22 protein-coding genes are annotated in these 24,415 nt (G+C 36.2%); 8 read left to right on the top strand and 14 right to left on the bottom strand.

Annotated elements, in window-relative coordinates:
* Nucleotides 1–637 precede the first annotated feature (637 nt).
* From DLK05_RS06275 to DLK05_RS06260, 4 genes are all read left to right on the top strand, one after another.
* Nucleotides 638–1,387 (top strand): hypothetical protein, encoded by a 750-nt coding sequence (locus DLK05_RS06275; RefSeq protein ID WP_127343158.1) that lies wholly within the window; start codon nucleotides 638–640, stop codon nucleotides 1,385–1,387.
* 1,719 nt (nucleotides 1,388–3,106) lie between these two features.
* Nucleotides 3,107–4,309, top strand: a complete 1,203-nt coding sequence (locus tag DLK05_RS06270; RefSeq protein WP_127343157.1) for a winged helix-turn-helix domain-containing protein — start codon at nucleotides 3,107–3,109, stop codon at nucleotides 4,307–4,309.
* Between the two features lie 111 nt (nucleotides 4,310–4,420).
* Nucleotides 4,421–5,032 (top strand): phosphoadenosine phosphosulfate reductase domain-containing protein, encoded by a 612-nt coding sequence (locus DLK05_RS06265; protein WP_127343156.1) that lies wholly within the window; start codon nucleotides 4,421–4,423, stop codon nucleotides 5,030–5,032.
* Nucleotides 5,033–5,230: 198 nt separating this feature from the next.
* Entirely contained in the window at nucleotides 5,231–5,485 is a 255-nt protein-coding gene (locus tag DLK05_RS06260) for a hypothetical protein (protein ID WP_127343155.1), read from the top strand.
* Nucleotides 5,486–5,514: 29 nt separating this feature from the next.
* On the opposite strand, the gene DLK05_RS18005 is transcribed toward DLK05_RS06260, so the two are convergent.
* Nucleotides 5,515–5,775: a cysteine-rich small domain-containing protein gene (locus DLK05_RS18005; RefSeq protein ID WP_127343154.1), complete on the bottom strand. Its 261-nt coding sequence runs from the start codon at nucleotides 5,773–5,775 to the stop codon at nucleotides 5,515–5,517.
* Between the two features lie 195 nt (nucleotides 5,776–5,970).
* Complete coding sequence (locus DLK05_RS06250; RefSeq protein WP_127343153.1) at nucleotides 5,971–7,200, bottom strand: isoprenoid biosynthesis enzyme family protein; 1,230 nt, start codon at nucleotides 7,198–7,200, stop codon at nucleotides 5,971–5,973.
* Nucleotides 7,201–7,416: 216 nt separating this feature from the next.
* Here DLK05_RS06250 and DLK05_RS06245 point away from each other — a divergent pair, with 216 nt between their 5' ends.
* Nucleotides 7,417–8,361: an NAD(P)-dependent oxidoreductase gene (locus DLK05_RS06245; RefSeq protein WP_127343152.1), complete on the top strand. Its 945-nt coding sequence runs from the start codon at nucleotides 7,417–7,419 to the stop codon at nucleotides 8,359–8,361.
* Between the two features lie 57 nt (nucleotides 8,362–8,418).
* Here the strand turns inward: DLK05_RS06245 and DLK05_RS06240 are convergent, their stop codons facing one another.
* Nucleotides 8,419–9,117, bottom strand: a complete 699-nt coding sequence (locus DLK05_RS06240; RefSeq protein ID WP_127343151.1) for a TapB family protein — start codon at nucleotides 9,115–9,117, stop codon at nucleotides 8,419–8,421.
* A gap of 256 nt (nucleotides 9,118–9,373) precedes the next feature.
* On the opposite strand from DLK05_RS06240, the gene DLK05_RS06235 reads away from it, so the two are divergent.
* Nucleotides 9,374–9,805, top strand: a complete 432-nt coding sequence (locus DLK05_RS06235) for a globin domain-containing protein (protein ID WP_127343150.1) — start codon at nucleotides 9,374–9,376, stop codon at nucleotides 9,803–9,805.
* Nucleotides 9,806–9,899: 94 nt separating this feature from the next.
* Here DLK05_RS06235 and queA read toward each other — a convergent pair whose 3' ends face one another.
* From queA to DLK05_RS06210, 5 genes are all read right to left on the bottom strand, one after another.
* The gene (gene queA / locus DLK05_RS06230; RefSeq protein WP_127343149.1) at nucleotides 9,900–10,949 is read right to left on the bottom strand and encodes a tRNA preQ1(34) S-adenosylmethionine ribosyltransferase-isomerase QueA; all 1,050 of its coding nucleotides are present in this window, start codon (nucleotides 10,947–10,949) and stop codon (nucleotides 9,900–9,902) included.
* Between the two features lie 81 nt (nucleotides 10,950–11,030).
* The gene (gene truB / locus DLK05_RS06225) at nucleotides 11,031–11,735 is read right to left on the bottom strand and encodes a tRNA pseudouridine(55) synthase TruB (protein WP_127343148.1); all 705 of its coding nucleotides are present in this window, start codon (nucleotides 11,733–11,735) and stop codon (nucleotides 11,031–11,033) included.
* 35 nt (nucleotides 11,736–11,770) lie between these two features.
* On the bottom strand, nucleotides 11,771–12,559 hold the full coding sequence (locus tag DLK05_RS06220) for an undecaprenyl-diphosphate phosphatase (protein WP_127343147.1): 789 nt from the start codon (nucleotides 12,557–12,559) through the stop codon (nucleotides 11,771–11,773).
* Between the two features lie 146 nt (nucleotides 12,560–12,705).
* Complete coding sequence (locus tag DLK05_RS06215) at nucleotides 12,706–12,948, bottom strand: DUF3098 domain-containing protein (RefSeq protein WP_127343146.1); 243 nt, start codon at nucleotides 12,946–12,948, stop codon at nucleotides 12,706–12,708.
* Nucleotides 12,949–13,027: 79 nt separating this feature from the next.
* A complete protein-coding gene (locus DLK05_RS06210; RefSeq protein ID WP_127343145.1) occupies nucleotides 13,028–13,900 on the bottom strand; it encodes a cell division protein FtsX in 873 nt (290 codons plus the stop codon).
* A 181-nt stretch (nucleotides 13,901–14,081) separates the two neighbouring features.
* On the opposite strand from DLK05_RS06210, the gene DLK05_RS06205 reads away from it, so the two are divergent.
* Entirely contained in the window at nucleotides 14,082–15,560 is a 1,479-nt protein-coding gene (locus DLK05_RS06205; RefSeq protein WP_127343144.1) for a lipopolysaccharide biosynthesis protein, read from the top strand.
* A 70-nt stretch (nucleotides 15,561–15,630) separates the two neighbouring features.
* On the opposite strand, the gene DLK05_RS06200 is transcribed toward DLK05_RS06205, so the two are convergent.
* The 6 genes from DLK05_RS06200 to DLK05_RS06175 all read right to left on the bottom strand — a co-directional run bounded on the left by DLK05_RS06200 (nucleotide 15,631) and on the right by DLK05_RS06175 (nucleotide 23,607).
* Nucleotides 15,631–16,020, bottom strand: a complete 390-nt coding sequence (locus DLK05_RS06200; RefSeq protein ID WP_127343143.1) for an FAD synthase family protein — start codon at nucleotides 16,018–16,020, stop codon at nucleotides 15,631–15,633.
* 19 nt (nucleotides 16,021–16,039) lie between these two features.
* A complete protein-coding gene (locus tag DLK05_RS06195; RefSeq protein ID WP_127343142.1) occupies nucleotides 16,040–17,281 on the bottom strand; it encodes a CDP-glycerol glycerophosphotransferase family protein in 1,242 nt (413 codons plus the stop codon).
* Nucleotides 17,282–17,301: 20 nt separating this feature from the next.
* The gene (locus DLK05_RS06190) at nucleotides 17,302–18,336 is read right to left on the bottom strand and encodes a stealth family protein (RefSeq protein WP_127343268.1); all 1,035 of its coding nucleotides are present in this window, start codon (nucleotides 18,334–18,336) and stop codon (nucleotides 17,302–17,304) included.
* A gap of 2 nt (nucleotides 18,337–18,338) precedes the next feature.
* A complete protein-coding gene (locus DLK05_RS06185) occupies nucleotides 18,339–19,577 on the bottom strand; it encodes a CDP-glycerol glycerophosphotransferase family protein (RefSeq protein WP_127343141.1) in 1,239 nt (412 codons plus the stop codon).
* Nucleotides 19,570–22,191 carry a YfhO family protein gene (locus tag DLK05_RS06180; protein WP_209319756.1) on the bottom strand — a complete coding sequence of 874 codons (2,622 nt, stop codon included), beginning with the start codon at nucleotides 22,189–22,191 and terminating at the stop codon, nucleotides 19,570–19,572. Before DLK05_RS06180 ends, DLK05_RS06185 begins: the two co-directional genes overlap by 8 nt.
* 183 nt (nucleotides 22,192–22,374) lie before the next feature.
* A complete protein-coding gene (locus DLK05_RS06175) occupies nucleotides 22,375–23,607 on the bottom strand; it encodes an Ntn hydrolase family protein (RefSeq protein WP_127343139.1) in 1,233 nt (410 codons plus the stop codon).
* A 284-nt stretch (nucleotides 23,608–23,891) separates the two neighbouring features.
* Between DLK05_RS06175 and DLK05_RS06170 the strand changes: the two genes are divergently transcribed.
* Nucleotides 23,892–24,380, top strand: coding sequence for a hypothetical protein (locus tag DLK05_RS06170; protein ID WP_127343138.1), 489 nt, complete (start codon nucleotides 23,892–23,894; stop codon nucleotides 24,378–24,380).
* Nucleotides 24,381–24,415 lie beyond the last annotated feature (35 nt).

The following is a 24,415-nucleotide window of genomic DNA, read 5'->3' as shown; positions in this document are numbered from 1 at the left end:
TACACGATAAAAACTTATGTGGCATGAGGTATTGTATTCGTTTTATATTTAGTAACTACCGAAAATACAAATCTTTCCTCGTCTAGATAAAAAATCATAAGTAAGTGTTGTTGTTTAATTTATAAATACTCATTAATCCATTTTACTATCACTTATTGTTTAAATTGATTTCTAATAGATTGTGAAGATTTGTGTGTGTTGCTTTAAAAGATATTGGTTCTGATTGTGATGGAGGGCTGATGATTTGAATAATACTAAACTGTAAAAAACTATGAATTTTCAACTGGATTGTCTGATCAAATAACAAAAAGATTGCAATGAGTCGTAAAAGAGTTATGGAGTGGAGATATATGATTTATCCATTAAATCAAACTAAATCATAATTTAAAAATAAAATTGAAAAATCTTAACAATGTTGAAGCGCTAGTGTTTAGTAGGTTTTTGTATAGTTTAACAGGTTGTAATTACATAAAATTGAAAGAATTGTCCGTGAAAAAGTTTCAGATTTAATAATAAATTTCTAGTTTAGATATGTTTTTGTTAATCATTAACTCTCGGCCGGGATAGATTATTTAAAACAGTTTCATAGGGGAAGATTTGTGGGGGAGGATAATATTCATCTTTTAAAGTTATTATTATGTCTGATCAACAAAATTTACTGGATCACCTGGAAGAAATCAAAGCAGTACTTAACGAAGAAATGGTTTATTGCGACATGCCCTACTTGGTTTACATCAACGAATGTGAGGGGCTACACACGCGTGCACAATTAGATTTGCCCATGCTCGAAGCATTCAATTTTGATGCTACAAAACTGGATCGACTTTTGGATTTGACGGGAGCCTTGCGTACTGCCCAATCGAATTGGGAATCGATGAAAACAGATAAGCAAAAGGCTATTGATGCCTGGGAAAAGGAAGCTCCTGCTATGTATGAACTTCATGATGACTTAATTGCTCAAATGAGTTTTGCCTTTAGGGCCGATGCAAGCTTATTAAAAAAGTTGGCGGCCATTAAGGTGGGAGACTCCAGAGCCGATACCATTCAGGATATGGCCAGCTTGTCGGTACTGGGTAAGGAAAATAAGGAATTGCTTACAGCTATTAATTTTGATTTATCACAATTGGATATAGCAGCTGAAATGGCTGACAAAGTAGGGGGTTTGTTGGGAGATATTAATGGTAGAATGTATTTTGAAGATGATATTAAATTAATTCGGGATAAAGCCTTTACGCTTACCAAGCAAGTAGTTGACGAAATCCGCTCCTACGGTAAATTTGTGTTCAGAAAAAATGAAGCAAAACGACAAGCTTACAGCAGTAAATATCATAGAGAACGAGTGGCAGCTTATCGCAAGGCCAAAGCCGCCGAAGCAAAAACAAATTAACTTTCATTAAAATTTATTAATCCTTGTAGTTTTTTTTATTGGGAGAGCAAAAATGCTCTCCTTTTTTTTGATCTGTATGGGTAGGGGAGTAATCCGTACCTGAAGAAGGATGACTGTAACAGCAAAAAGTTTATTCGAACACAAAGAAAAGATTTCCGTAACAGGCTGAGTGTTCTCCGAACCTAAGGCTGATTGTTCCGTAACAAGCTTTTATTCATCCGAACGCAAGGATTGTTATTCCGTAACATTCTGAAGACTCACCTCATGTTACGGAAGCTAATCCTCATGTTACGGAAGCTGATCTTCATGTTACGGAAGATTCACCTTGTGTTACGGAAAGCTATAATGATCTTACGCAATCCAATCTCTTTGATACGGAAGTTTTAGCACAAGAGAGGATTGGAAGGGTAGCGGAGCTTGTCCTGTTAATAGGTTAAATTCTTGTATAAAAACAATATCGTCCTAAACGTTTCTGTTTATTTATACCTTTTATTGCAAACGGATATTTCTGAGTAGTCTTGATCTCTTTTGCTTCTGTTTTTTGGATGAATCCATAAAATGAAGTCAGGTTTGGGCGAAGCACCAATTGATTCGATCAATATCCATTAAAACTTATCAATCATTCCTGATTCAGTTGGCATTGCTTAGGCTTTGTTTGTCCTCAAGCCGGACTGGCTCTTACGTTTCTCCTTAAATGAGAAACGTAAGCAAAAGAATCAAGCCAATAAAAAGCTCTTTGGCTTTCCAAATTAACTTCTGTAGCATATTGCACGCTCTATTGGCAAGGGCTCGCATCAATTTTTTGCACCATCATTTTGTCGTAATTCCATTATTAATGTTTCGGTGCGCTGCACCTTTCAATTCACTAAGCATGTCAGGCTATAAATATTACGCAACGCTGTTGCTGTATCTGTAATTGAAGACAAGAAATACCAGGTACAGCGTACCTAAATCTTTATAGCAATCTTGTTATTGTTTGAAGTATAAGGTGCAGCGCACCGAAATATAATAGATTCTTACGATTGCCCTGTTAAAAATGCATGCTCATATATCTCAATAAGTTGAAAATAACCCGGCCGCACTTAAGCTTGAGGCAAATAAGTGGAATAGGTACATTTGACTAGACATTAAATTAAGCCAAAAAATGAAGTCGGGTTTGGGCGAAGCGCCAATTTAATTAGGACAGTATTGGTTTATTATCAATACCTCAAACTAAAGCAGGAGTGAATTAATACAATTCTGCGTAATTGAATCTCAATTTTGAAAAAGGATGCTGCCGTTCGCAATCTAAATTGCATATTACTTGCCCCCAGCTTTAGCTGGAGGATGGAATAGTATACAAATAAAGGGCTTATTTCTCAGCAGCTTGAATAACGCCAATTTAATTAGGACAATATTGCATTAAAACCTATCAATCATTCCTGATTCAGTTGGCATTGCTTAGGCTTTGTTTGTCCTCAAGCCGGACTGGCTCTTACGTTTCTCCTTAAATGAGAAACGTAAGCAAAAAGAATCAAGCCAATAGAAAGCTCTTTGGCTTTCCATATTAACTTCAGTAGCACGTGGCACGCTCTATTGGCAAGGGCTCGCATCAATTTTTTGCACTATCATATTGTCGTAATTCCAGTATTGTGTAAAAATAGATTTGAACAGATTTTGTATTTCAAATGCTAAGGCCATATCTTACCCACCTTTTAACAAGCAAGTAAAAGAATAAGGATGGTGCAAATAGCAGAATCTCTCTCCAAACCGGAAGCTCAAAAGTTAGTATTATTATCGCAGCAATTGCCATCGATAAAGCAATCCGGAAAGGCAATAAATGCAACGCTTGCCGCGATAGAGCATCTGGGCTACATTCAAATCGATACCATTTCGGTTGTTCAACGAGCACATCATCATACATTATGGTCTCGAAATTCGTGCTATCAAAACACTCATCTCGATCAATTGATAGTCGATAAAAAGGTATTTGAATATTGGTCGCATGCCGCCGCTTACCTGCCCATGCGCGATTTTCGGTTTAGCATGGTGCGCAAGCATGCCATGGCAACGGGCAAACAAAATCACTGGTACGAGCGCGACCAAAAGCTGATGAATGAAATCCTGAAAAGAATATCAATCGAAGGACCATTAATGGCTAAGGATTTTGAACATACCGGCAAAAAGAAGATGGATTGGTCGAGCAAGCCGGCCAAGCGAGCTTTAGAGAATCTTTACATGCAGGGAGATTTGATGATTCCTTATCGGAACAATTTTCATAAGGTTTATGATTTAACCGAGAGAGTACTTCCCGAAGGACTTGATGTTTCTGTACCAACTGAAGAGGAGTACATCAGACATTTAATTACCCGTTATTTACAGGTGAATGGATTGGGTCAAGCTTCCGAAATTTCGTACTTGCGAAAAAATACCAGACCGCTGGCAAATAAATATTTGCAGGAAATGTTTTTGGGTGGTGAACTTATTAAGTTGAAGGTAGGAGAGAATCATTACTTTGCTTTATCCGATTCTCTGGATTTGCTGACTAAGCCACTAGTACGGGCGAAGGCAAAAATTCTATCGCCATTCGATAATTTTATTATCCAGCGGAAGCGTTTGAAAGCACTTTTCGATTTTGATTACCAGATTGAATGTTATGTGCCGGCAGCAAAAAGACAATATGGCTATTTTTCATTGCCTATTTTGTGGAACGGAATGCTGGTTGCCCGTATGGATTGCAAGGTGGATAGAAAAAAGTCGATATTGCATATCAATCATTTGGCATTGGAGGCTAATCTAAAGAAACTTGATCTATTTGCTCTTGCATTGGTAAGTGAATTAAAAGCCTTTATGACATTTAATGATTGTAAGGATATTGAGATTCATAAAACTACACCCGGCAATATTATATCCATTGTAAATGATAATTTTAATTTGGATTAAGAATTCCAGATTCTCTTGTCAGTTCGATTTCAATAATTACCAATTGCTGGGATATTTTTTTTAATTTCGTCGTAAATTATTAGGATTCAAATCGATTTAAATTAGCATAACATGGATATAGAAGCATTAAACAATGAGCTGAGAGGTAAAACACCTCAGGAAATTATCGAATGGGCAATAGATTATGGCAAGAAAGCTGTGGTTACAACTAATTTCAGACCATACGAAGCCGTAATTTTACATGCATGTTCTCAGGTAAAAAAAGATATTCCGGTAATTTGGTGCGACACAGGATACAACACTTCACCTACTTATCGTCATGCCGAAGCCACAATTAAGCAGTTAGATTTAAATGTGAAATTGTATGTGCCAAAACAATCAGCAGCGCATCGCGATACAGTTATGGGTGGTATCCCGGATATTAACGATCCTAAGCATAAGGAATTCACAGAACAGGTAAAATTAGAACCATTCCATCGTGCAATGTCAGAACATCAGCCTGATGTTTGGTTTACAAATTTGAGAAAAGGACAAACCGCTTTTCGCGATTCAATCGACATCCTTTCACTATCGGCCGATGGCCTTTTAAAAGTGAGTCCGTTCTACAACTGGAGCGACGAAGAAATGGATAAATATCTTGAAGAACACAAATTGGGAATTGAAACCAAATATTTCGATCCAACAAAAGTTCTTGGTAATCGCGAATGTGGATTACATGCTTAATCATTAAAAAAAAGATGAATTTCCTGTTAGTTTATTCTTGATGAATAAGCAGACAGTTAAGATATTTTTGTAGAAACGCTCTTAGTTGTAAAAACAGCTAAGAGCGTTTTTTGTTGTAGTCTGCTTTATAGGTTTGCAAGGCAGGGCGTAGTCGATTTTAATACCAGTTAGCCATGTACTTCACAAATGCCTTTCTGTTTGTATTTCTCTAATTTCTCTTCCAGCACACTCGCAAAATTTTCATCTCTACCGGTTGAATCGGTTTCTTATACCGCTTTTAACAAGGTAAATGACGTAGAACAAACTCTGGATGGAATTACGAAAAAAATGGAGTTTACGTATGGAGCCAATTATGCCAGAAAAATAAGTAGATTGTATGAGAGTGGCGTAAAGAAGGAAACAAACTATTATACGAATAGTGAGAATAGAGGCACAAAAAAGCACGGATTATAAATACGTACTAGTTGAATTATAGATTGAGATTATTCTTGCTCACTACCAATTTTAGAGACTATCCCCATTTTGCTCATTATGTAATTATGAGAATTTTTGGTATGAGGTAATATACAATCACTACAATTCTTAAATCCATTTGTATATTTAAAATTACCACCACACTTATTTTTTAACATATACAACGGGCAAAAACAGAATAGACAATTAAATTCCTCTTCGTTTTCAATTTTATGACAAGGGAAGTATTCGCATTTTTTATTTTGAAAAAACTTATAATTTTCAGACATATCTATATTGCTTCGATCCTATTCTTATTAAAATTACTATTTTATTTCGCGGTAAAATTAACTACTTCCAGTGATTATTTCAATCAAATATTTTTATTTTAAGTTCCTGATTATCTATGATATTTGTTTGTGTTGTATAATTGAATTATTTCCCCCTTGTATATATTAATCGAAATTTAACTTCATTATAGTTACTCAACTAACTTTCGCTGATACTTGTTGCTTATAATTCTCAATTTTTTGCAGGAATAGGTGTTTTAATGGTTGTAAATCTTCCATTCGTTGTATTATAAAAGAATAGCGAAAAGGGGAGTGATTTTCCATTTTCTGTATAAATTTGGAAGAGAAATTTTGCTGGTTTTGAAGAAGGCTGGCAAGAAGAATCAGTCCAAAACTTCGTCTTAGTAAATCGTAAAAAATTTTTTCGTTAGGGTAGAGTTTTTGTAGGGTTCTTAAAAATGATCTCCCCAAATAATAAGTTTTACAAAGGATTTTGTCAAGTTTTTGATGAGGAAGTAATCTTGAAAAACAAGTATTTACTCCCATCTCATAATCTTCGTTGGCATCTTGTAAATCATCAAGAATCTGTAGATAAGCTCCATATTCAAAAAGCAGTTGTTTTTGTTGATCTGAAAGCTCACCAAGTATTAAATATCCATCAGCAATAACGGATGTAGCTCCCTTTCTAATACAGATTTTTAAGAGATCTGTTTCTGAAAGCAATTGTGTATTGTCGAGCAAGTCAATGCTTTTAGTTTGAGCGTCATGGATGTCTATTAGGCTTTGGTAAATTTGAGGATATTCAGTACGATTAAATTCATCTTCTATCAGATCAACTAAAGCAAATGTTTGTTTTTCAATGTAGGTAGAAGTCGATGATCGAACACCTGAAAGGCGGAGTGCAAATCTTTCTGAAAACTTATTTTTTTCTTCATTACTAATGGTCAAATCATCTAAAAAATTATCGGTATAAGGATAAAGTAAACTATATGCCATTAACGAAGGAGTAGATTCTATCTTCTTTCCAAACAAAGATTGTAAACCAAAAATAATCCACATATTTCTTAAGGCTTGAAAGATTTCCTCATAACTCAGATCAGGATCAAATTTCCAGGCATTAATGATAAAATCTTTGGAGGCAGAAATCATATCATCCGAAAATAAGAGGTGAAGCTGAGCTTCTGAATAGTTAAGATTGTACTTAAAAAATTGACTTAATTTATTAAGTAATTTTTTACGATCGGGATGATTTAATTGTGATTGTTTTTTTAGGAAATGGATAAACTTATCGAATTTACTCTCCCAAAGAATTTTTGTGAAATTTGAGTACTTGGTTTTAATGGAGGGCAATATTTCCGGAGCAAGCATCCAATTTTGAACGATTTGGTCTGTGAGGGTATTATATAGAGTGGAAGTTTCAATCATAAGAACGTAATACAAGCTTGTTTTTCAGCAAAATGAGAAAAAAATCAAAAGCAAAAAATTAAAATCGTTCAATTAAGGAAAATACAGGATTAAAACAGATTATTAACTGATTTGATTGGTATACCACTATGCTACAAATTGTCCCTAGCAATGAATTACTTACTTTAGCGTACTGTAGATGGATCAGATTTTTAAAATATCAGAAAAATAAAAAATATGAAATTTGTAATACTTGAACCACTGGGAATTAGTTTCTCCAAATTTGAGAAGTTAAGGGCGGAATTTGCCTTATTAGGGCATGAGTTAGTTTTTTATACCGATAGGAACGAAGAGGAAGATGAATTAATTAAACGAGCTGAAGGCGCTGATGCTGTTGTCCTAAGCAATATTCCGGTGCGAAAAGCTTTTATTGATGCATGTCCAAATCTTACAATGATTTCAGTAGCTTTCACTGGAGTTGATCATATCGATATGAATGCTTGTAATAAAAGAGATATCCTGGTCTCGAATGCCGCTGGATTTTCAACAGAATCGGTTGCAGAATTGACCATTGGTATGATACTTTCCCTGTATCGTAAAATAGGAGCTGGTGATTCAATTACAAGATTTGGTGGAAACAGAGGCAATTTTCTCGGTACAGAATTAAATGGAAAAACAATAGGTATCATTGGAGCTGGAGCGATAGGACTCCGCGTAGCTGAGATGGCAAAAGTCTTTAATTGTAAGGTGATTGCCTACTCGCGAAGCGAAAAGACTTTAGAAGGCATTCAATTCGTTGATAAGGAGTATTTGCTTAGGGAATCGGATATTGTAAGCTTACACGTTCCCTTAACTCCCGAAACAAAGAGACTCATTGGAGAAAAAGAATTAAAACTAATGAAATCTTCGGCAATTCTAATCAATACTGCCCGGGGATCGATTCTTGATAGCGATGCACTTTGCAATGCCTTGGAAAAAGGTGAAATAGCTGGAGCTGCCTTGGATGTGTATGATAAGGAGCCACCTTTAGAGAAGGATCATGTTTTGTTTTCAGCCCCGAACCTAATACTGCTTCCTCATATTGCCTATGCAACGAATGAATCGTTCGACAAACGAGTAGATATTGTGATGGAAAATATTCGTTTATGGCTGCAAGGAAAACCAAGGAATATAATGAATTAATAAAGAATATTGGATAAAGAAAGGGAAATGATGAATGCTTCATTTCCCTTCCAATTTTCAACGTTCTATTTTCACTAATTGAGTTATTCCATCCAATTTTCCTTTTTTGTTATAGGATTCGCTACGAACCATGCCTAAGTCCTTCGATATCCAGCTTACGTTGTGTAGCTTCATATTAACAAAGCCCATCTTACTTTGCACATCTTCCGAAATTTTGTAACAATTAAAATTACCGGCAGTAGTTTTCATATCTTCTACGGCTTCCACTTTACGATTTACAATTTTCGTTGTCATGGATATTTTCATCATTTCGGTTTGCACTTCAATTGTTATGGAACCGTCTTTTAATTGCTGACCGGCACTTAACTTTGGCGGATAGACTAAATCTTCTGAAGTAATTTTCACCTCCATATCCTGAAAGCTTTCCATCTGTTTTTGATTTAAATACTTATCCATGTCTATATAAAAAACATTGCCTTTACAGCGAAAACGCAAGGTATCTTGTTTTAAGATACTTTCTTCTGACTTAGGATCTATATAGGTTTGTAGCATTTCAAAAACAGTTTCTCCCCCCTTGTTTTTTATCGAAATCATTTTTTGAGTGTAGGATCCCATGGTTTTCCCTTTTGAATTTGTCATTTGATAATGGAGAACTGTCCCAACTGTATTTGGGATATACAGGGTACAATCCTGTGCCAGCATACTACTGCCTGATCCTACTAAAAGTACTAGGAATAAGGTGAATAATTTTTTCATTGGTAAATAATTTTGGCTCACAGTAATAAGAAGGTAAGCCTTGGTTTAAAGTGAATGAATAAAGGAGCCAAAATGGCATTTAAGAGAGTTGCTTATCGTAGAATACTAAATTTAAGCAATTAGAGGCAAAGTAAAAAGCCTTCTGAAATTGCTTTGCTAAAAAAAAGACTATCCAGTCTTATTTTGTCGATAATTTTCTTCTGATTATTCAAAAATTGATACTTTTGAATATTGATATTAGAAATTAAATGAATCGATGGAACTAATAATTAGTGAATACCAATACGGTGAAAGACCTACAGTTACTCGTCCTAGTAGAGATATTTTAAAGCATCTGGGGGAGGTTGGAATTAGAAAATTAGTGGATGATCATTACAATTTACTACGAGAAAGCGATGTCAAAGGATTGTTTCCTCCGGATAATGATGAATTTGAAGCAGCTAAACTACGATCATCCGATTTCTTTATTCAGATACTTGGTGGCCCGCAATATTTTAATCAGAATAGAGGAGAGCCAATGTTGGTAAGGCGTCATCGTCCGTTTAATATTAGTAGCGAGGCTCGATTGATTTGGTTACAATGCTATCAGCAATTATTACCATTATTGGACTTGCCTGAGGAATTGATTATTTCTTATTGGAATTATTTGAATGTTTTTTCAAGCTGGATGGTAAATTCAGAGAAATAAACTACGGTATTTTCCAGATTTAAATACTTTGCTACAAATAGAAAAGGCCTGTTAAAATTAATTTTAACAGGCCTTTTAGTATAATAGGGTAATATTAAAGGATTAACATAGCGTCGCCATAGGTTCCAAATCTGTACTTTTCTTTAATAGCTTGCTGATAGCAGCTCATAACATTATCATATCCACCAAATGCACAAGCCATCATCATTAGCGTAGATAGAGGCAAATGGAAATTCGTTATCATTCTGTTAGGAACATGAAATTCGTATGGAGGGAAAATAAATTTATTAGTCCATCCTTCAAATGGTTTCAGCATACCCATGGTTGAAACTGAGCTTTCCAACGTTCTCATTACTGTTGTTCCAACGGCGCAAACATTTTTCTTCTGCTTTTTAGCCAGATTTACTTTCTCAACGGCAGTATTGTTGATAATAATTTGCTCTGAATCCATTTTATGCTTGGTAAGATCCTCAACATCCACATTTCTAAAGTTTCCAAGACCAACATGCAAAGTAACTTCGGCAAAATCAACACCTTTTATTTCAAGACGTTTCATTAACTCACGGCTAAAATGCATACCTGCAGTAGGAGCTGCAACAGCACCTTCGTGTTTAGCAAAAATGGTTTGATAGCGATCAGCATCTTCTGGTTCCACTGCGCGATCGATAAACTTTGGAAGAGGTGTCTCTCCTAAACTATATAGTGTTTTTTTAAATTCTTCGTAAGGTCCATCGTATAGAAAACGAAGGGTTCTTCCTCTGGAAGTAGTATTATCAATTACCTCTGCAACTAATAAATCATCTTCTCCAAAATAGAGTTTGTTCCCAATTCGGATTTTACGAGCAGGATCAACCAAAACATCCCATAAGCGTTGTTCCCTATTCAATTCTCTCAATAAGAACACCTCAATTTCTGCACCTGTTTTTTCTTTGTTTCCATACAGGCGAGCAGGAAATACCTTGGTGTTGTTAAATACCATAACATCTTCATCATCAAAGTATTCAATAATATCTTTGAAAATACGATGTTCTACTTCTCCGGTATCTTTGTGAAGCACCATAAGGCGGGATTCATCTCTGTTATAGGCGGGATGTAAAGCAATAAGTTCTGTAGGTAAATTATACTTAAACTTAGATAACTTCATAAGGCTGACTGACTTTTATTTTTATTTTTGATCATTAGGAAAGTGCAAAGCTTCCCTTTTTACGAAAAAGTTGCAAGATAGTTATAAATTTTCTAAGTATTTTATAAAATCTTCAATTTCAATTGCATCATCGATTTTAAAATCACCGATTCTAGTACGTTCAAGAGCTGTTAAATGCGCTCCACTTTGAAGCTGCAAACCAATATCTCTGGCTAAGGCTCTTATATAGGTTCCTTTACTGCAAACCACTCTGATTTTGAGAATATTGCCTTCGAATTTCAAGACTTCAATATCATCAATGGTTAGTATTTTTTCTTTAATTTCTATTTCTTGACCTTTACGGGCATATTCATAAGCACGTTTGCCATTTATTTTAACCGCAGAAAAATCTGGCGGACGTTGTTTAATCGTTCCAATAAAACTCTTTAGGGTCTCTTCAACCAATTCCTGGGTAATGTGATCGGTAGCAAATCGTTGATCAATTTCTGTTTCCAGATCAAAAGAGGGAGTGGTAGCACCTAATTGTAAAGTTGCAATATATTCTTTTACCTGCGATTGAAAGGATTCAATTCGTTTGGTGTATTTCCCAACACAGACAATCATCAAACCTGTGGCTAATGGATCTAAAGTACCAGCATGACCGACCTTGATTTTCTTCAGTCGTAATTTGTGTTTGATTTTGAATTTAATCTTGTTCACCAAATCAAAAGAAGTCCATTGGTATGGCTTATTCAGCAGAATAAATGCTCCTTCCTGAAAATTAGTGTCCTTGTCAAATTGAATCATTACTAGATGGTTAATCAGTTTGCTGTTTTGAGAAATCAGGCTGCAAAAATAGCAATAAGTCCGATAATCAAGCAATATATTGCGAAATAGATTAATTTTCCTTGTTTTACGATTTTAATCATCCAGCTACAAGCCAGCAAACCCGAAACAAATGCAGCACAAAAACCAATTGCTAATGGCAAAATTTGGACAGATTGCTGAGCAGAGAAACTGCCATCAAAAAACCCAAGAATATTTTCTCCCAGAATGGGAACCAAAACCATGAGGAAGGAGAATTTTGCAACCTCAGATTTTTTATTCCCTAAAAATAAGCCGGTAGCTATGGTTGATCCCGATCTGGATATACCAGGTAGAATAGCAAATGCTTGAGCCAGACCGATAAGAAAAGCATCGCGATAGGAAATTTCCTTGTCTTTTTGCTTGCTGTAATAAGTAAAGCCAAGTAAGGTGGCTGTAATAAGAAGCATGAATCCAACAAGTAATAGGATTCGATTGCTATTAAATAGTTCTTCTACAGAATCTTTAAAGAATATACCCACAATAGCAATTGGAATCATGGAAATGATAATTTTTACGATATATTGATTGGACTCGTTCCATTCAAAACTAAAAATACTCTTAATTAATTCCAGTATTTCTTTTCGAAAAACAACGATAGTACTTAGTACAGTTGCTCCATGCACCACGATAGTGAAAATCAAGTTATTCTCGGTGTTAATTCCCATTAAAGCCTTGCCTATTTCCAAGTGTCCGCTACTACTAACAGGTAGAAATTCGGTTAATCCTTGCAATAGACCTAAAATTAGTGCTTCGATCCAATTCATTGTGGTGATGTGTTTTAATATTTTATAATTAGTGTATCGAGAAATCGGGAAACATTAGTACCCCCATTTTGAACATTATGAATTTGCTTCTACAAGCTGGTAGCCTAGAAATTCAGGTGAAAGAATATAAAAATGGATGAAGTGCTTTATTTCTCTTTTGGCTTTTTCATGATGGCATAAATCTCAAAAGCAAAGCCAAAGAGAACAACCATAGGCGCAAGTGTAATACGTCTGAAGCTAAAAATACTTTTATCGAAGACATTCGGATCATCAGAACCGCCTCCTGTCATCAATAAAAATCCAACTATGATGATGATAAATCCAATTAATAACAGTTTATAGTTCTCTTTTCCGAGAGCGAAACCAGTTTTAGGTTCTTGATTCTTCATGACTTTATTTTGAGATATGGATTTTGCAATTGCCTGCAAAAATAATCAATAAAAGTATATGTGCATATTATTTTTCCGCTTAATACAAAGATCTGGATTCTAAGCGCAAGTATTTATTCACTGCAAAAAGCGTAGAGATCCAGGTGATAAATATTCCAAGCAGAAGTATCAGGATAAAAAGAATACCCAGTATTTCCACATTATCGAATGTAATAACCTGACTTAATTCCTTTTGGGAGATATAAATTACTCCGGAAAGCATGGCATTAGCAATTAAGGCTCCTAGTATTCCATGTACAAGGCTTTTGCCCATAAAAGGCTTGAGAATAAAGGAACGGGTAGCGCCAACCAATTGCATGGTGTTGATAATAAAACGCTGCGAATAAATGGAAAGTCGTATGGTATTATTGATTAAAGTAAAGGAAATGATAAGGAGCAAAGCACTAAAAGCCAGTAAGATTAAACCGATGCGTTTTACATTGTCATTTACCAGATGGACGAGTGATTTTTGATAGTAAACCTCCTGAACCGGATTGTATTTGGTAAAATCTTTTTCAATTTTTGCAATACTATCGGGGTTGGCATAGGCGGCATACAATTTCACATCGATGGATGCCATTAGTGGATTGTAACCGAGAAAGGATACAAAGTCCTCGCCCAATTCTTTTTGAAGCTCTTTGGCGGCAGTTTCCTCATCAACAAATTGAGTTGCTTTCACGTAGTTGGTAGCATCTAATGTTTTTTGTAATCGCCTTATTTCTACTTCTTTTACATTCTTTTTCAGGATGATGGAGACGCCAATATTTTCTTTAACGTAGTTGGAAAGCTGTTGGGCATTTAAAATCAGTAAACCCATTAGTCCCAACATAAAAAGAACCAGCGAAATACTGATAACAGAAGTAATATAGGAAGAACGAAGTCTTCGTTTTGTACCTTTTTCTTTGTATGCCATGTACAGACGAGATTAAAAGATTGAATCAGATGATTTTATTGTAGGGCTTAGCATGTGAATGTGGACCTTCTGCGAAATTACAATTTTTCATTAAAAAATGCGCATCTCAGGATTTGTTTTCACAAGAAAGCAATTTTGTTAAATTTGTGAAGTAATCGATATATCACAAGCAAGAACTACATTGGGAATCATTCGTCAACAAACCATTAAGGGAACTTTTGTATCCTATTTAGGTGCCATTTTAGGTTTGGTAAATACCGGAATCTTGTTTCCGCGAATATTAGGTGCAGATCAAATTGGATTGATAAACTGGCTGGTAGCCATAGTTACCATTGCAGCCCAATTTTCATCCTTTGGATTTAATAATGTTACGGCTCGGCTTTTTCCCTATTTTCGGAATGAAAATCGAAGTCACAATGGATATCTGTTTCTTCTGTTTTGGGTGGGTATGTTTGGTTTTGCACTCGCATTAATTAGTTATTTCGTACTGCAACCTTATGCTGTTGAGGCTTATCGTACAGAATCGCCCTTATATCTTAATTATCTTATTTACCTGATACCACTGGTCTTTTTCACCCTGTTTTTCAATCTTTTTGATGGATATAACCGAGTGATGTATGATGCCGTTTCAGGTACTTTTTTTCGGGATATTGTTTTCAAATTTCTGGTACTAATTATCATTCTTTTATTTTGGCAGCATCTAATTACTTTTTCACAATTCATTTTCTTTTATACCATTGCTTTTTGTTTGCCAACCGTTTTACTTTTTCTCCTACTGGTTTACCGAGGACAAATTTCTTTCTCCAGTAATTTAAAATTTGTGACCCCTAAGTTGAGGAAATCGATGATTAGTGTTTCCCTATTTGGGATTTTAAATGGTTTAAGTGATAAAATGGCAAATCAGATAGATCGTATCATGATTGTGAGTTTTGTCGGATTGGGTGCAAATGGTATTTATGCGACCATGGCAAATTTTGGTGTTTTGGTTTCTATGCCTGCACGTTCGCTCCGAAAAATTGCGAGTACGGTAATTGCAGAGGCCTGGAAACGAAACGATTTAAAAACCATTAGCCAGATCTATACCACAAGCGGCTTACACCAGTTCTTGCTGGGATGTTTACTTTTTATTGGTATTTGGGTGAATATTGATAATGTATTGGAGATTGTTACATCGAGTTATATGCCTGGAAAATTTGTGATTCTTTTTATTGGCATGTCACATGTTATTCAAATGCTTTCGGGGGTAAGTGGAACCATCCTTCAAAGTTCGCCACATTACCGAATGCAAACGCTTTTTTTGGGAATTTACAGTCTCCTGATTTTGATTACAAACATCATCATGATTCCTATTTGGGGAATCAATGGAGCGGCAGTTGCTACTTTGTTTTCCAGCTTTTGTTTCAATTTTCTCAAATACCTATTCCTGTTGAAAAAATATAAATTCCAAGCATTTAACTACAAGTTTCTCCTGGTGATTTTGATTGCCATGATAGCCTACTTAGCCGGATATTTCTTACCCAAACTCCATTGGTTTGTATTGGATATTGCCGTGCGTTCTGGCTTGGTTGGAGCTGTTTATCTTATCCTTACCTATTTGTTAAAGATATCGGAGGATGTGAATGCTTCTATTCGCAAGTTGTTAGGATTGCTTCAAAAATAATCGTCTATATCTATCCCGAAAGAAGAATTGCTAGCCTAAGTTAGTTCTGAATATTTCTGTCCAGAAAGACTTATTCCTTGATAATTTCGATGATCTCGGTAGTGGAGATGGATGGAGTTCTGGGCAGGTAAACGACTTCGCAGAGCGATTTGAACTGATCAAAACGACCTTCCCAATCGTTTCCCATCACCAATACATCCGCCTTATATTTTTGGATATATTCTCCTTTCAGCTCTAATGATTCTTCATAAAAAACCTCATCAACTACTTTAAGTGCTTCGATAATTTTTCTTCTATCTTCCTGAGAATAGATCGGGTTTTTCTGCTTTTTGGAATAGTTCAATGCATCGGTAGAGATGCCAACAATTAAGTAATCGCCTTGTTTTTTGGCACGTTCCAATATGCGAAGATGTCCGATATGAAAAAGGTCAAATGTTCCAAAAGTAATTACACGTTTCATAGGTTCGTATTATTGTTTTTTATTTCCTGATATAGCTTGCTGTAAGGTGTTCTAGAAGCCTTTTGCTTGCATCCGCATCCCGATATTGAAAGGCGAGTCTGGTAGCCAATTCTCTTTTTTTCTGATCTGTATTGTCTGCCGAAAGAATCTTCACAATACTTGCCTCCAATTCCGATTGCTGATGAGATTGATGTCCAATCATAAATTGCTTATGGAAGGAAGTCAATTCCCGATCTCTTTTCTCATACTCCTCCTTGTCGTACATATAGAATAGGATGGGGCGATTCAGAATCATATAATCTATAAAAATAGAAGAATAATCGGTAATCATGGCATCACACTGCAACAGAACCGGATAAACATCCTTATCGCTACGATGCCAGACAATACGATCGAAATCGTTTTGCTCCGCGGTATTCCGAAGAACCGGATGAAGCTTAAAAATGAATAGGATGTTGTTCTCCTCGGCAAATTGATTTAATCGCACGAGATCAAAAGCAAGCTCGTTATTTCCACGTCCGCGAACTCCCCTAAAAGTAGGCACATAAATTACCACCTTGCTGTTTTTCGATTGGTAATCCTTTATTTTCTGCAGGCAATCCTGGTCTGTTTCCAATAATTGAAATGGATTAGCAGGATTTTTCTGCCAAAAAATATCATTACGAGGATATCCGGTAATGGGAAACTTTTTAGAGGAAAAGGCTTGCTGAAAATAGTTTTGTGTAAAGAACTCAGAGGTAGAAATAAAGGAATCAAAATTTCTTTTCTTCTCAGTGAAATAAAAATAGGGCTTCAATAAGCGAGTACCGAGCTTTGGGGTAGTATTCCAGAATTTTTTAATTCCCGCTCCATGCCATAATTGGATGTGTCTGGCTCCTTTTAAAAATACGAAGCGAAAGTTTTGATCCAGTACCGTATTGTCGGTAACCACCATATGAGATCGCAATAAAATCCAGATCGTTTTTAGCGATGGATAATACAATATCTTGTCAAAATATTGCTGCAGATTGCGATGAACATCCTGATTAGAAGTAATAAAATAGTATTTCAAATCTGGCTTTTTCTTCTCTAAATAGAGAAAGAAATATTTCACATTATCGATAAACAAACCATTGCCGGTACCAAATAGAACCATTTGCTTTTTCTTCCGTGGCAATAGAATAAGGATGGGAGAAACCAGTAGGAGTAGCAATCCACCAAGAAGCAGCGTATATATTTTATATACCGCCTGAACTTTTAATATTCTCCTCAATAGTTTCATATAAGATGCTTATTGGTGAATTATATTTCAAAGCTTGATTTCTCGGGTAAAATCCCGTCTAATAAAGGATTAAGCAGCTCTTTACACGCTTCAAAATCAGTTGCCGAATCAAGATTGTCATTAGCACACAAAAATCGGGTACTTTTTATTTTTTCAAGATCTTTCGTTAATGATTTCAGACTTGTAATATTAAGATGAACATGATCTTTTTGATAGTTTGGAACGAATTTGCCACTGGCAAGATTCCAAAATCGAAACAGATATTGGGTAATATTATTACGATCTCTGAATTTTGAAGCAGAGGTTATCTCAAATTGTGCTTTGCACTTTTCCTTTACCTTAAGAATGGTACTTTTTAAGTGAGGTTGCGGATGATGATTGATTACCATTACTTCGTATTGATTACTGATCAGATTCACTAAAAAATTCTTAAATCGAAATGCAAAAGGATAGCTTTCGTGATAGAAAAATGCTTTGTTTGCCTTTAGTAAATCCTTCTTCTTAAAATGACTGTTTAAAGCGCTTATATTATTGACCATCGTATCCATAAAAACCGTATGCTTACGAAGGCGATTATACAGGTATCCTCGGTGTGGAAATCCTAGTGCAAGGAAATCAACAGGTAGGTCATTTTGGAAAAATCGATTAGCTGAGGTGGTTTGCAATATAAAAGAATCATCATTAAAAAGAATAAATTTCTCGCTGAGATCCGGAATGCCAACAATATTGAATTCTATTGCATTGGAATTGAAAGTCGGCAGGTGATTGGGATTTTGAAATATATCCTGGTGATTGTGAATTGCCAACTTTGGATAGTCCACCTTGAGCCATTTAGGCAAGTGTCCCCAGGTTATGAAATGAATTTTTCTTACCCAGGGCATAAATTTCTCAATGCCGCGAAAAATATATTGTAAGTTGTTCCAGTCCTGATATCTGGAAGCTCCCGTAGCCAATGTGTCACTTTCTGTAAGCGATTTTTTTTGCTTTCTATATTCCTTTTGCCATTCGGGATCGTTTCCATCAACCCAGAGCAGAACAATATCTATTTCGCTCATAATTATTCCTTGCTATTCATCACTTCCGTTTTTATCTTTTTATAAACTCGTTCGCAACTACCAGCCTCCTGATATTCGTGATAGAGGTCTCGGATTTTTTTACGCCATTTGGCATGAGTTTGTGGTTTTGCGATATATCGTTGCAAATGGATAAGAAACTCTTTCTGTGTTGTTGGTTTTGCTCCTGGGGTATTCTCTTCAAAATTGATAAAAAACCCCTTGTATTGCCTGTATTCTTCCAGGTCGTAAGGCAAATAAACAATTGGTCTGTCGAGAAGTAAATAGTCAATCCACAGCGAGGAATAATCCGTAACTAAGATATCAACAAAAGGCAGTAACTGGTACACATCCGGAAAACGATCCTGATCTGCTTTAATTACTCTGTCAATAGCGAAAAAATCCTTGTGCTTTTCTATGCTTTTTCGTTTTATATCTTCTTTGTGTCCACGAACCAAAATATAGGCATCCTCTTTTTCCAGAAAAGCCGAAAGTTTGCCCGCATCAAAATCCTCAAAAGGAAAGAATTGAGTTTTGTGTCCTTCCTCTCGCCAGGTTGGAGCATACAAAATGATTTTCCGATCTAAAAAAGGATTGCGAAGCAGTAGTTCCGGACTCAAGTTGAATTCTTTCAGCAAATAATCGTTACGAGGCAAACCACTTACCCAAACATGATTCATGTCGATATTAAATCCTGCTCCGTGAATGATTTGTTCCAGCGGAGAGCAAGCAGCCATGTAAGTGTATTTCTGCAATTGGTGTTGTTTGCCATATTTGCGCCACACTGGCGTTTGCAATGCCATCTTTTTCATTGGAGTACCATGTCCCAGATAGATAATGTTTTTGCATTTCTCGTGCAGATAATAAGGGAAAAACGCAGCGGCACTAATGCCATAGGAAAGTATCACCTGCTTACTTTTCAGGAAGAGCAAAAACCCTTTCAACGACCAGGCATAAACCACTTCACCTGGGAATTTTTGTTTTAATTGCTGATACAAATCCCGATGAGGAGTAAAAAGTATGCTGTTAAAATCGTTTTTCTCTCTCATATATTCGAATAAGTATTTCGAATTATCGAAAAAGAATTTCTCCGTCAGAAAAAATAAGACAATACGTTTATCTTTTCTGCTCAGTTTTTCGATCAGATAATAAAACCATCGCATGAAAAACAGCGCAATATGCAGCAAAACAATTTTCTGCATAAAGTTGACAAATTGCTGTCCTTTTGTGTATTTACTATTCATTTACTGTTGATTCTTTTATAAGGTTTTTGATACCATACAGGATGCTTCCAGTAAGTAAAAGGAAGAAAAGTATCATGCTGGCAACAGATATTTTTTCGGTAGTGTAGAAAGCTTTTGGTTCAAATTTAAAATCAATTTGATGCTTGCCCGCGGGAACTCTCATGGCTCTCAATACAAAGTTGGCTCTGAAATGCTTCGCTTTCTTCCCATCAACATAAGCATTCCATCTGGGTTGATAATAGATTTCGGAGAATACTACCAATTGTTCGCTACTGGCAGAAAATTGGTATTTGATATGATTGGGAGCATAGCTTTCCATTGTGATGCTTGCCAAAGAATCCGGTTTAGAATCAAATCCATCTAGTTGAGAAGCAAATCGCTTATCCACTATAGCTTCCTTTGCCGGATCAAAGCTATTAAGTGCCATGATCTCTTCATCGGGATTATTCACCATTTTATAGGAAGGAACAATCCACGCTTCTCCCAAAGCATCCGGGTTGAGGCTGGCATGATTTCCTTTCTTCTTATCCGGAGTGATAATATATTTGGTGTTGAGCATATTGATTACTTTCTCGTTATTTTTGGTGATATGGTAATCAATCAATTCCTGATAACGACGAAGCTTTGCACCATGGTATCCTCCAATTGATTTGTGATAGTAGGAGGTACTACCATTCTGGAAAGTCTGTACCGAAGTATTCAACACCCTGTAATCGCTGTGTTGATTCAATATACTAAATGGAACGATAGCCAATTCTACTTTGCTCGCTCTGGGATTTTCTTTTTTGTATTCCTGCTGTGCCTTTTGAGCCATAGCTTTCAATTCCGGACGGTGAGCATATTCGTTTTGCAAAATCTCAAAATCGGCCTGGGTTGGATTAAAAGCAACTTTCAATTCCTTTTTAGGTACAAAGTTATCGTTGTTTACAAACCGCTTGTTTACAGGCCAAAGATCTGCCAATATCAATACAATGATACCGGCAATCAGCAGATTAGGTTTTATCAGCTTTTTGCCAAAAGCAATCAACAGGGCAGCAGTAACCAGCACAAATGCGATACTTCGTAGTGCATCGGCCCGGAACATTGCGATACGGGCATTAATAATATCCGCCTGAATCTGACTAATGAAACCAATAGCATTCGGATTTCCCGATTTGATTTGTGCTAAATAGTTGTTTTCGGGTTGAGTGATAAAATCTAAAAAAGTATCTGGTAATAGATATAAAACAAGCGCAATTCCGGCGGTAAATAGTAAGGGTAATATCAGAATATTTGCTTTTAAATATTTTAGATCGACCTTTTGTTTTAGGATATCTGGTTTTTCAATAATTTTCTTCACCGCAAGAATGGCGAGTATTGGCACGCACAATTCCACGATTACCAAAATGGAGGAAACTACACGGAACTTGTTGTACAGCGGAATATAATCAAAGAAAAAGTTGGTGAGTGATGGAAAGTTATGTCCCCACGAAAGGAGAATAGCCAATATACTTGCAGTGAGTAGTCCCCATTTTAATCGTCCACGAACCACAAACAATCCTAAAAAGAAAAGAAAAAGAAGACTGGCACCCAGATAAACCGGTCCTGCCGTAAAGGGTTGATTTCCCCAGTAGTGATGGTTTTTAAGTGGCTCAATCTGGTAATAGGAATCCACATCCTTAATTTGTTTACCGCTGATGTAGCTAATTAGCTGCATGCCTTCCTGAGGAGAACCGGCACCACCTTTTGCGTTTGGAATAAGAAGCGTAAGGGTTTCCTGCTTTCCATAGCTCCATTGGGTAGCGTAATCTCTATCCAATCCACTGGTTTTGTTGTGTTCTTTTCCAATTGTTAATTCTGATTTTCCACGAATGGTTTGTTTGCTATACTCGTAGGAATTGTAAAGATTGGAGATATTAACACCGATAGCCAGCAACGCAGCAATCGATAAAACACCAATTGCCGTGAAGAATTGTTTTAATTCCTTTTGCTTGTAGCGATAATAAAACTCATAAGCTGCAACACAAAGCACTGTGATCAGGAAGTAATAGGTCATTTGTATGTGATTGGAATAAATCTCCAGAATCAGGAAGAAGGCTGCAAGCAAACCACCTGTTAAATATTTCCCCCTAAAAGCAAGCAGAATACCTGCTAGGGCAGGAGGGATAAAGGCCAGCGCATTTACTTTCCAAAGATGTCCTGCTCCGATAATAATAATGAAGTAGGTAGAAAAAGCATAAGCAATGGCTCCTCCTATCGCTAGCCAGGGATTTACCCTTAGCGAGATCATCAGGATATAAAAACCGATTAGGTAAAGTATTAGATAGCGAACCGGACTGGGAGTTTCTAGTTGTAAAAGTGCTTTAAAATACTGCATGAATTTCGCTTTGTATTCCACAGTAATCTGATAGGCTGGCATTCCGCCAAACATAGAGTTGGTCCATAGGGGATCTTCACCAGTAGTTTTGCGAAAATCCATAATTTCCTTTTTATATCCCAAGGCATTGATCGTATCACCCTTACGGAGTTGTTTTCCCTCCAGAACCGGCTGAAAATATATGAAGCCAATGATGAGGAAAACGACAAGAGAAATCAGGTGTGGGTAAATGTTCTTGAAAAGCGATTTAAAGTTCATTATCATGTATTTTTCGAATGAGTTCTGTTTAAAAAATTGACGGTATTGTGAAACGTGTAGCTTGCAAAAAAGCTTGTGCATTAGCTGTTTCGTCCAACTCGTCAATTTAAAGCCCCTAAATTACAAAAAGCACAGAACATTTCTGTCCCGTGCTTCACGTAATATTTTCCCAATGCAATAAGTCTATTGCTTTAAAGTTTGATTTGCTTTCTCAGGATGTTTATAGAAGTCGATGGTATAATTATTTAGCCAATGATAATATTCCTGAATCTGACTGGCTTCTGGCTTTTTATCCCGCCATACCTTTAAATTATTTTGGGTAGCATCGAAGATCATATTCTCTGCTGACTCCAGATTTTGGATAATCCCTGTATGTTCTGCATTCACTAGTTCCGAAACATTCAAATATTTATTCCCAGCGGCACGCGTTATAGGATAGCATTTTGCTTTCAGTCCCAAAACTATTTCATTGAGCTTACAATTCTCGGTTCCTTTTGCTTGAAGCATATTGGGAAGATCTTTTCCGCCAGCCATCCAGACCGGAATAGCCAAACAGGTATTGGGGTATCCAATCATCGTCCAAATAGTTGTCCATAGTGGATTTTCTCCTTTTTTAACTCCTTCCACTAAAATCATGGAGGCAGAACTATTGCGGGTAATTAAATCGTCGGAATTTATAAAGTTATCGCCGTAAGGAACTTGCTCATATTCTTTTCTAAAATCTTTTTTCAAAACAGCATGCTTTAAGCATCTCGAAAACTTCTGAATGATAGTTTTAACATTCAAATTCCCACAGGCATCTGCCTGATAAAACAAATCCTGAGCTGTTTGGAAGCGAATAAAACCATAGCCAATATCCTTTTTTCCGGTAAAGGAGAAGTTGGTGCGGAGAATATAACCATTGGGAGCCTGAGCCGGATCGTTGGCATCGAACTTGGTAAAAGTGTAATTGTTTACTTCGTAAAAAGCGGCATTTCCTTTGGCATCTATCACGCCAAAGTGAGCGGCCAAGCCCATTGGTTTAGCTCTGTTTTGCAATAATTGCTCAAAATCTTCAAGGGTAGCACAGTTTTGTAAAGCCTGTTTCATAAAATAACCTTCCTGATCCTTAAAGGAAGTAGTATCGTTTAGGTTCACATTGTAGGAAGCACTATTCATGATGGCGAATCCTTCGGAGTTGGAACCGCCCCAAACTTGTTCTCCTTCTGCATCATTGGAATTGATGAGACCAATGCAATCGTATTTTCCATTGGCGAAATACATGAGTTTGTTTTGAAAACTATCGGAGTCGCGTAGCTTCCAGATCATTGGACGACCATCTTTGGTGTACTTTCCGGATATTACGGCAGTGGTGCAGGCAATGCCTTGATAGGCGAATGCCAGCAAGATAAGTAAGCAGCTTAGTGATTTTTTCATAGGTATGCTTAAAGTTAGTTGTGTGTTGAAGTATTTATTTAATGGGGACTCTAAATTATAATATTTGGCGGAAAATAGATTCATTCGGGAGAATAAAATGGAATTATTAGGTTGAAGAGTGCAGGAAATGCTTTAAAACATTATATGGAGGGGATTCCCTGCCAAATATGGCAGTGCCAGATATTATCTTTGATTATTGAATTCATCTAGATAGTATTCTGAATGTCGGAATTAGCTGAAGAGACATAAAATTAGAAGTAGGCTCAATTTAAAATTTTTTTAAAATGTTTAAACTAAAAAGTATTCTTATTATTTCTTTATTATTTGTAGTGATTAGTTGTGATACAAGTAATGAAGAATCTTTAAACTCAACTGACACTATTGTATTTCATACAAATGATATTGCTATTGATTCTAAGATAGCATCATCTTTAGGTTATGAAGAATTAGTAATTAAGGAAGGTAGTTATCAGGTGGATCGTTGTGACGAGAATTTTGGTACAGTTGTATTTGATTTGCAACAGTCAATAAAATCAGAAAAAGTTATGCTTAAAACACAAGCCGGATTTGGAATTAGAATTCGAATAGGAACAAGAAAAAGTAATTGTAGTAGAGGTATTGGATTTCGATGTGGATTAATATCAGCACAATCTAGTCAAATCTATGATCAGGAAAGAGACAAGTTAGTTAAAATAGATATAGACGAAGAATCCAAGACTGCATCTCTTGAATTTTTAGAACCTGTTGATTGGGAGAAATTAAAAGAAGAGTAAGTCCATTAATGTGGCCTTCTAAAAAGAATTTATAC

The sequence above is a fragment of the Ancylomarina longa genome (assembly GCF_003996985.1).
Taxonomy (GTDB): domain Bacteria; phylum Bacteroidota; class Bacteroidia; order Bacteroidales; family Marinifilaceae; genus Ancylomarina_A; species Ancylomarina_A longa.
The sequence above is the reverse complement of the archived record's forward strand: the minus strand, read 5'-3'. Positions and strand labels throughout refer to the sequence as shown.

Excerpts from the sequence above, each read along its gene's own strand:
- DLK05_RS06275 (WP_127343158.1), top strand. The coding sequence starts at position 638 with ATGTCTGATCAACAAAATTTACTGGATCACCTGGAAGAAATCAAAGCA.
- DLK05_RS06270 (WP_127343157.1), top strand. The coding sequence starts at position 3,107 with ATGGTGCAAATAGCAGAATCTCTCTCCAAACCGGAAGCTCAAAAGTTA.
- DLK05_RS06265 (WP_127343156.1), top strand. The coding sequence starts at position 4,421 with ATGGATATAGAAGCATTAAACAATGAGCTGAGAGGTAAAACACCTCAG.
- DLK05_RS18005 (WP_127343154.1), bottom strand. The coding sequence starts at position 5,775 with ATGTCTGAAAATTATAAGTTTTTTCAAAATAAAAAATGCGAATACTTC.
- DLK05_RS06250 (WP_127343153.1), bottom strand. The coding sequence starts at position 7,200 with ATGATTGAAACTTCCACTCTATATAATACCCTCACAGACCAAATCGTT.
- DLK05_RS06245 (WP_127343152.1), top strand. The coding sequence starts at position 7,417 with ATGAAATTTGTAATACTTGAACCACTGGGAATTAGTTTCTCCAAATTT.
- DLK05_RS06240 (WP_127343151.1), bottom strand. The coding sequence starts at position 9,117 with ATGAAAAAATTATTCACCTTATTCCTAGTACTTTTAGTAGGATCAGGC.
- DLK05_RS06235 (WP_127343150.1), top strand. The coding sequence starts at position 9,374 with ATGGAACTAATAATTAGTGAATACCAATACGGTGAAAGACCTACAGTT.
- queA (WP_127343149.1), bottom strand. The coding sequence starts at position 10,949 with ATGAAGTTATCTAAGTTTAAGTATAATTTACCTACAGAACTTATTGCT.
- truB (WP_127343148.1), bottom strand. The coding sequence starts at position 11,735 with ATGATTCAATTTGACAAGGACACTAATTTTCAGGAAGGAGCATTTATT.
- DLK05_RS06220 (WP_127343147.1), bottom strand. The coding sequence starts at position 12,559 with ATGAATTGGATCGAAGCACTAATTTTAGGTCTATTGCAAGGATTAACC.
- DLK05_RS06215 (WP_127343146.1), bottom strand. The coding sequence starts at position 12,948 with ATGAAGAATCAAGAACCTAAAACTGGTTTCGCTCTCGGAAAAGAGAAC.
- DLK05_RS06210 (WP_127343145.1), bottom strand. The coding sequence starts at position 13,900 with ATGGCATACAAAGAAAAAGGTACAAAACGAAGACTTCGTTCTTCCTAT.
- DLK05_RS06200 (WP_127343143.1), bottom strand. The coding sequence starts at position 16,020 with ATGAAACGTGTAATTACTTTTGGAACATTTGACCTTTTTCATATCGGA.
- DLK05_RS06195 (WP_127343142.1), bottom strand. The coding sequence starts at position 17,281 with ATGAAACTATTGAGGAGAATATTAAAAGTTCAGGCGGTATATAAAATA.
- DLK05_RS06190 (WP_127343268.1), bottom strand. The coding sequence starts at position 18,336 with ATGAGCGAAATAGATATTGTTCTGCTCTGGGTTGATGGAAACGATCCC.
- DLK05_RS06185 (WP_127343141.1), bottom strand. The coding sequence starts at position 19,577 with ATGAATAGTAAATACACAAAAGGACAGCAATTTGTCAACTTTATGCAG.
- DLK05_RS06180 (WP_209319756.1), bottom strand. The coding sequence starts at position 22,191 with ATGAACTTTAAATCGCTTTTCAAGAACATTTACCCACACCTGATTTCT.
- DLK05_RS06175 (WP_127343139.1), bottom strand. The coding sequence starts at position 23,607 with ATGAAAAAATCACTAAGCTGCTTACTTATCTTGCTGGCATTCGCCTAT.
- DLK05_RS06170 (WP_127343138.1), top strand. The coding sequence starts at position 23,892 with ATGTTTAAACTAAAAAGTATTCTTATTATTTCTTTATTATTTGTAGTG.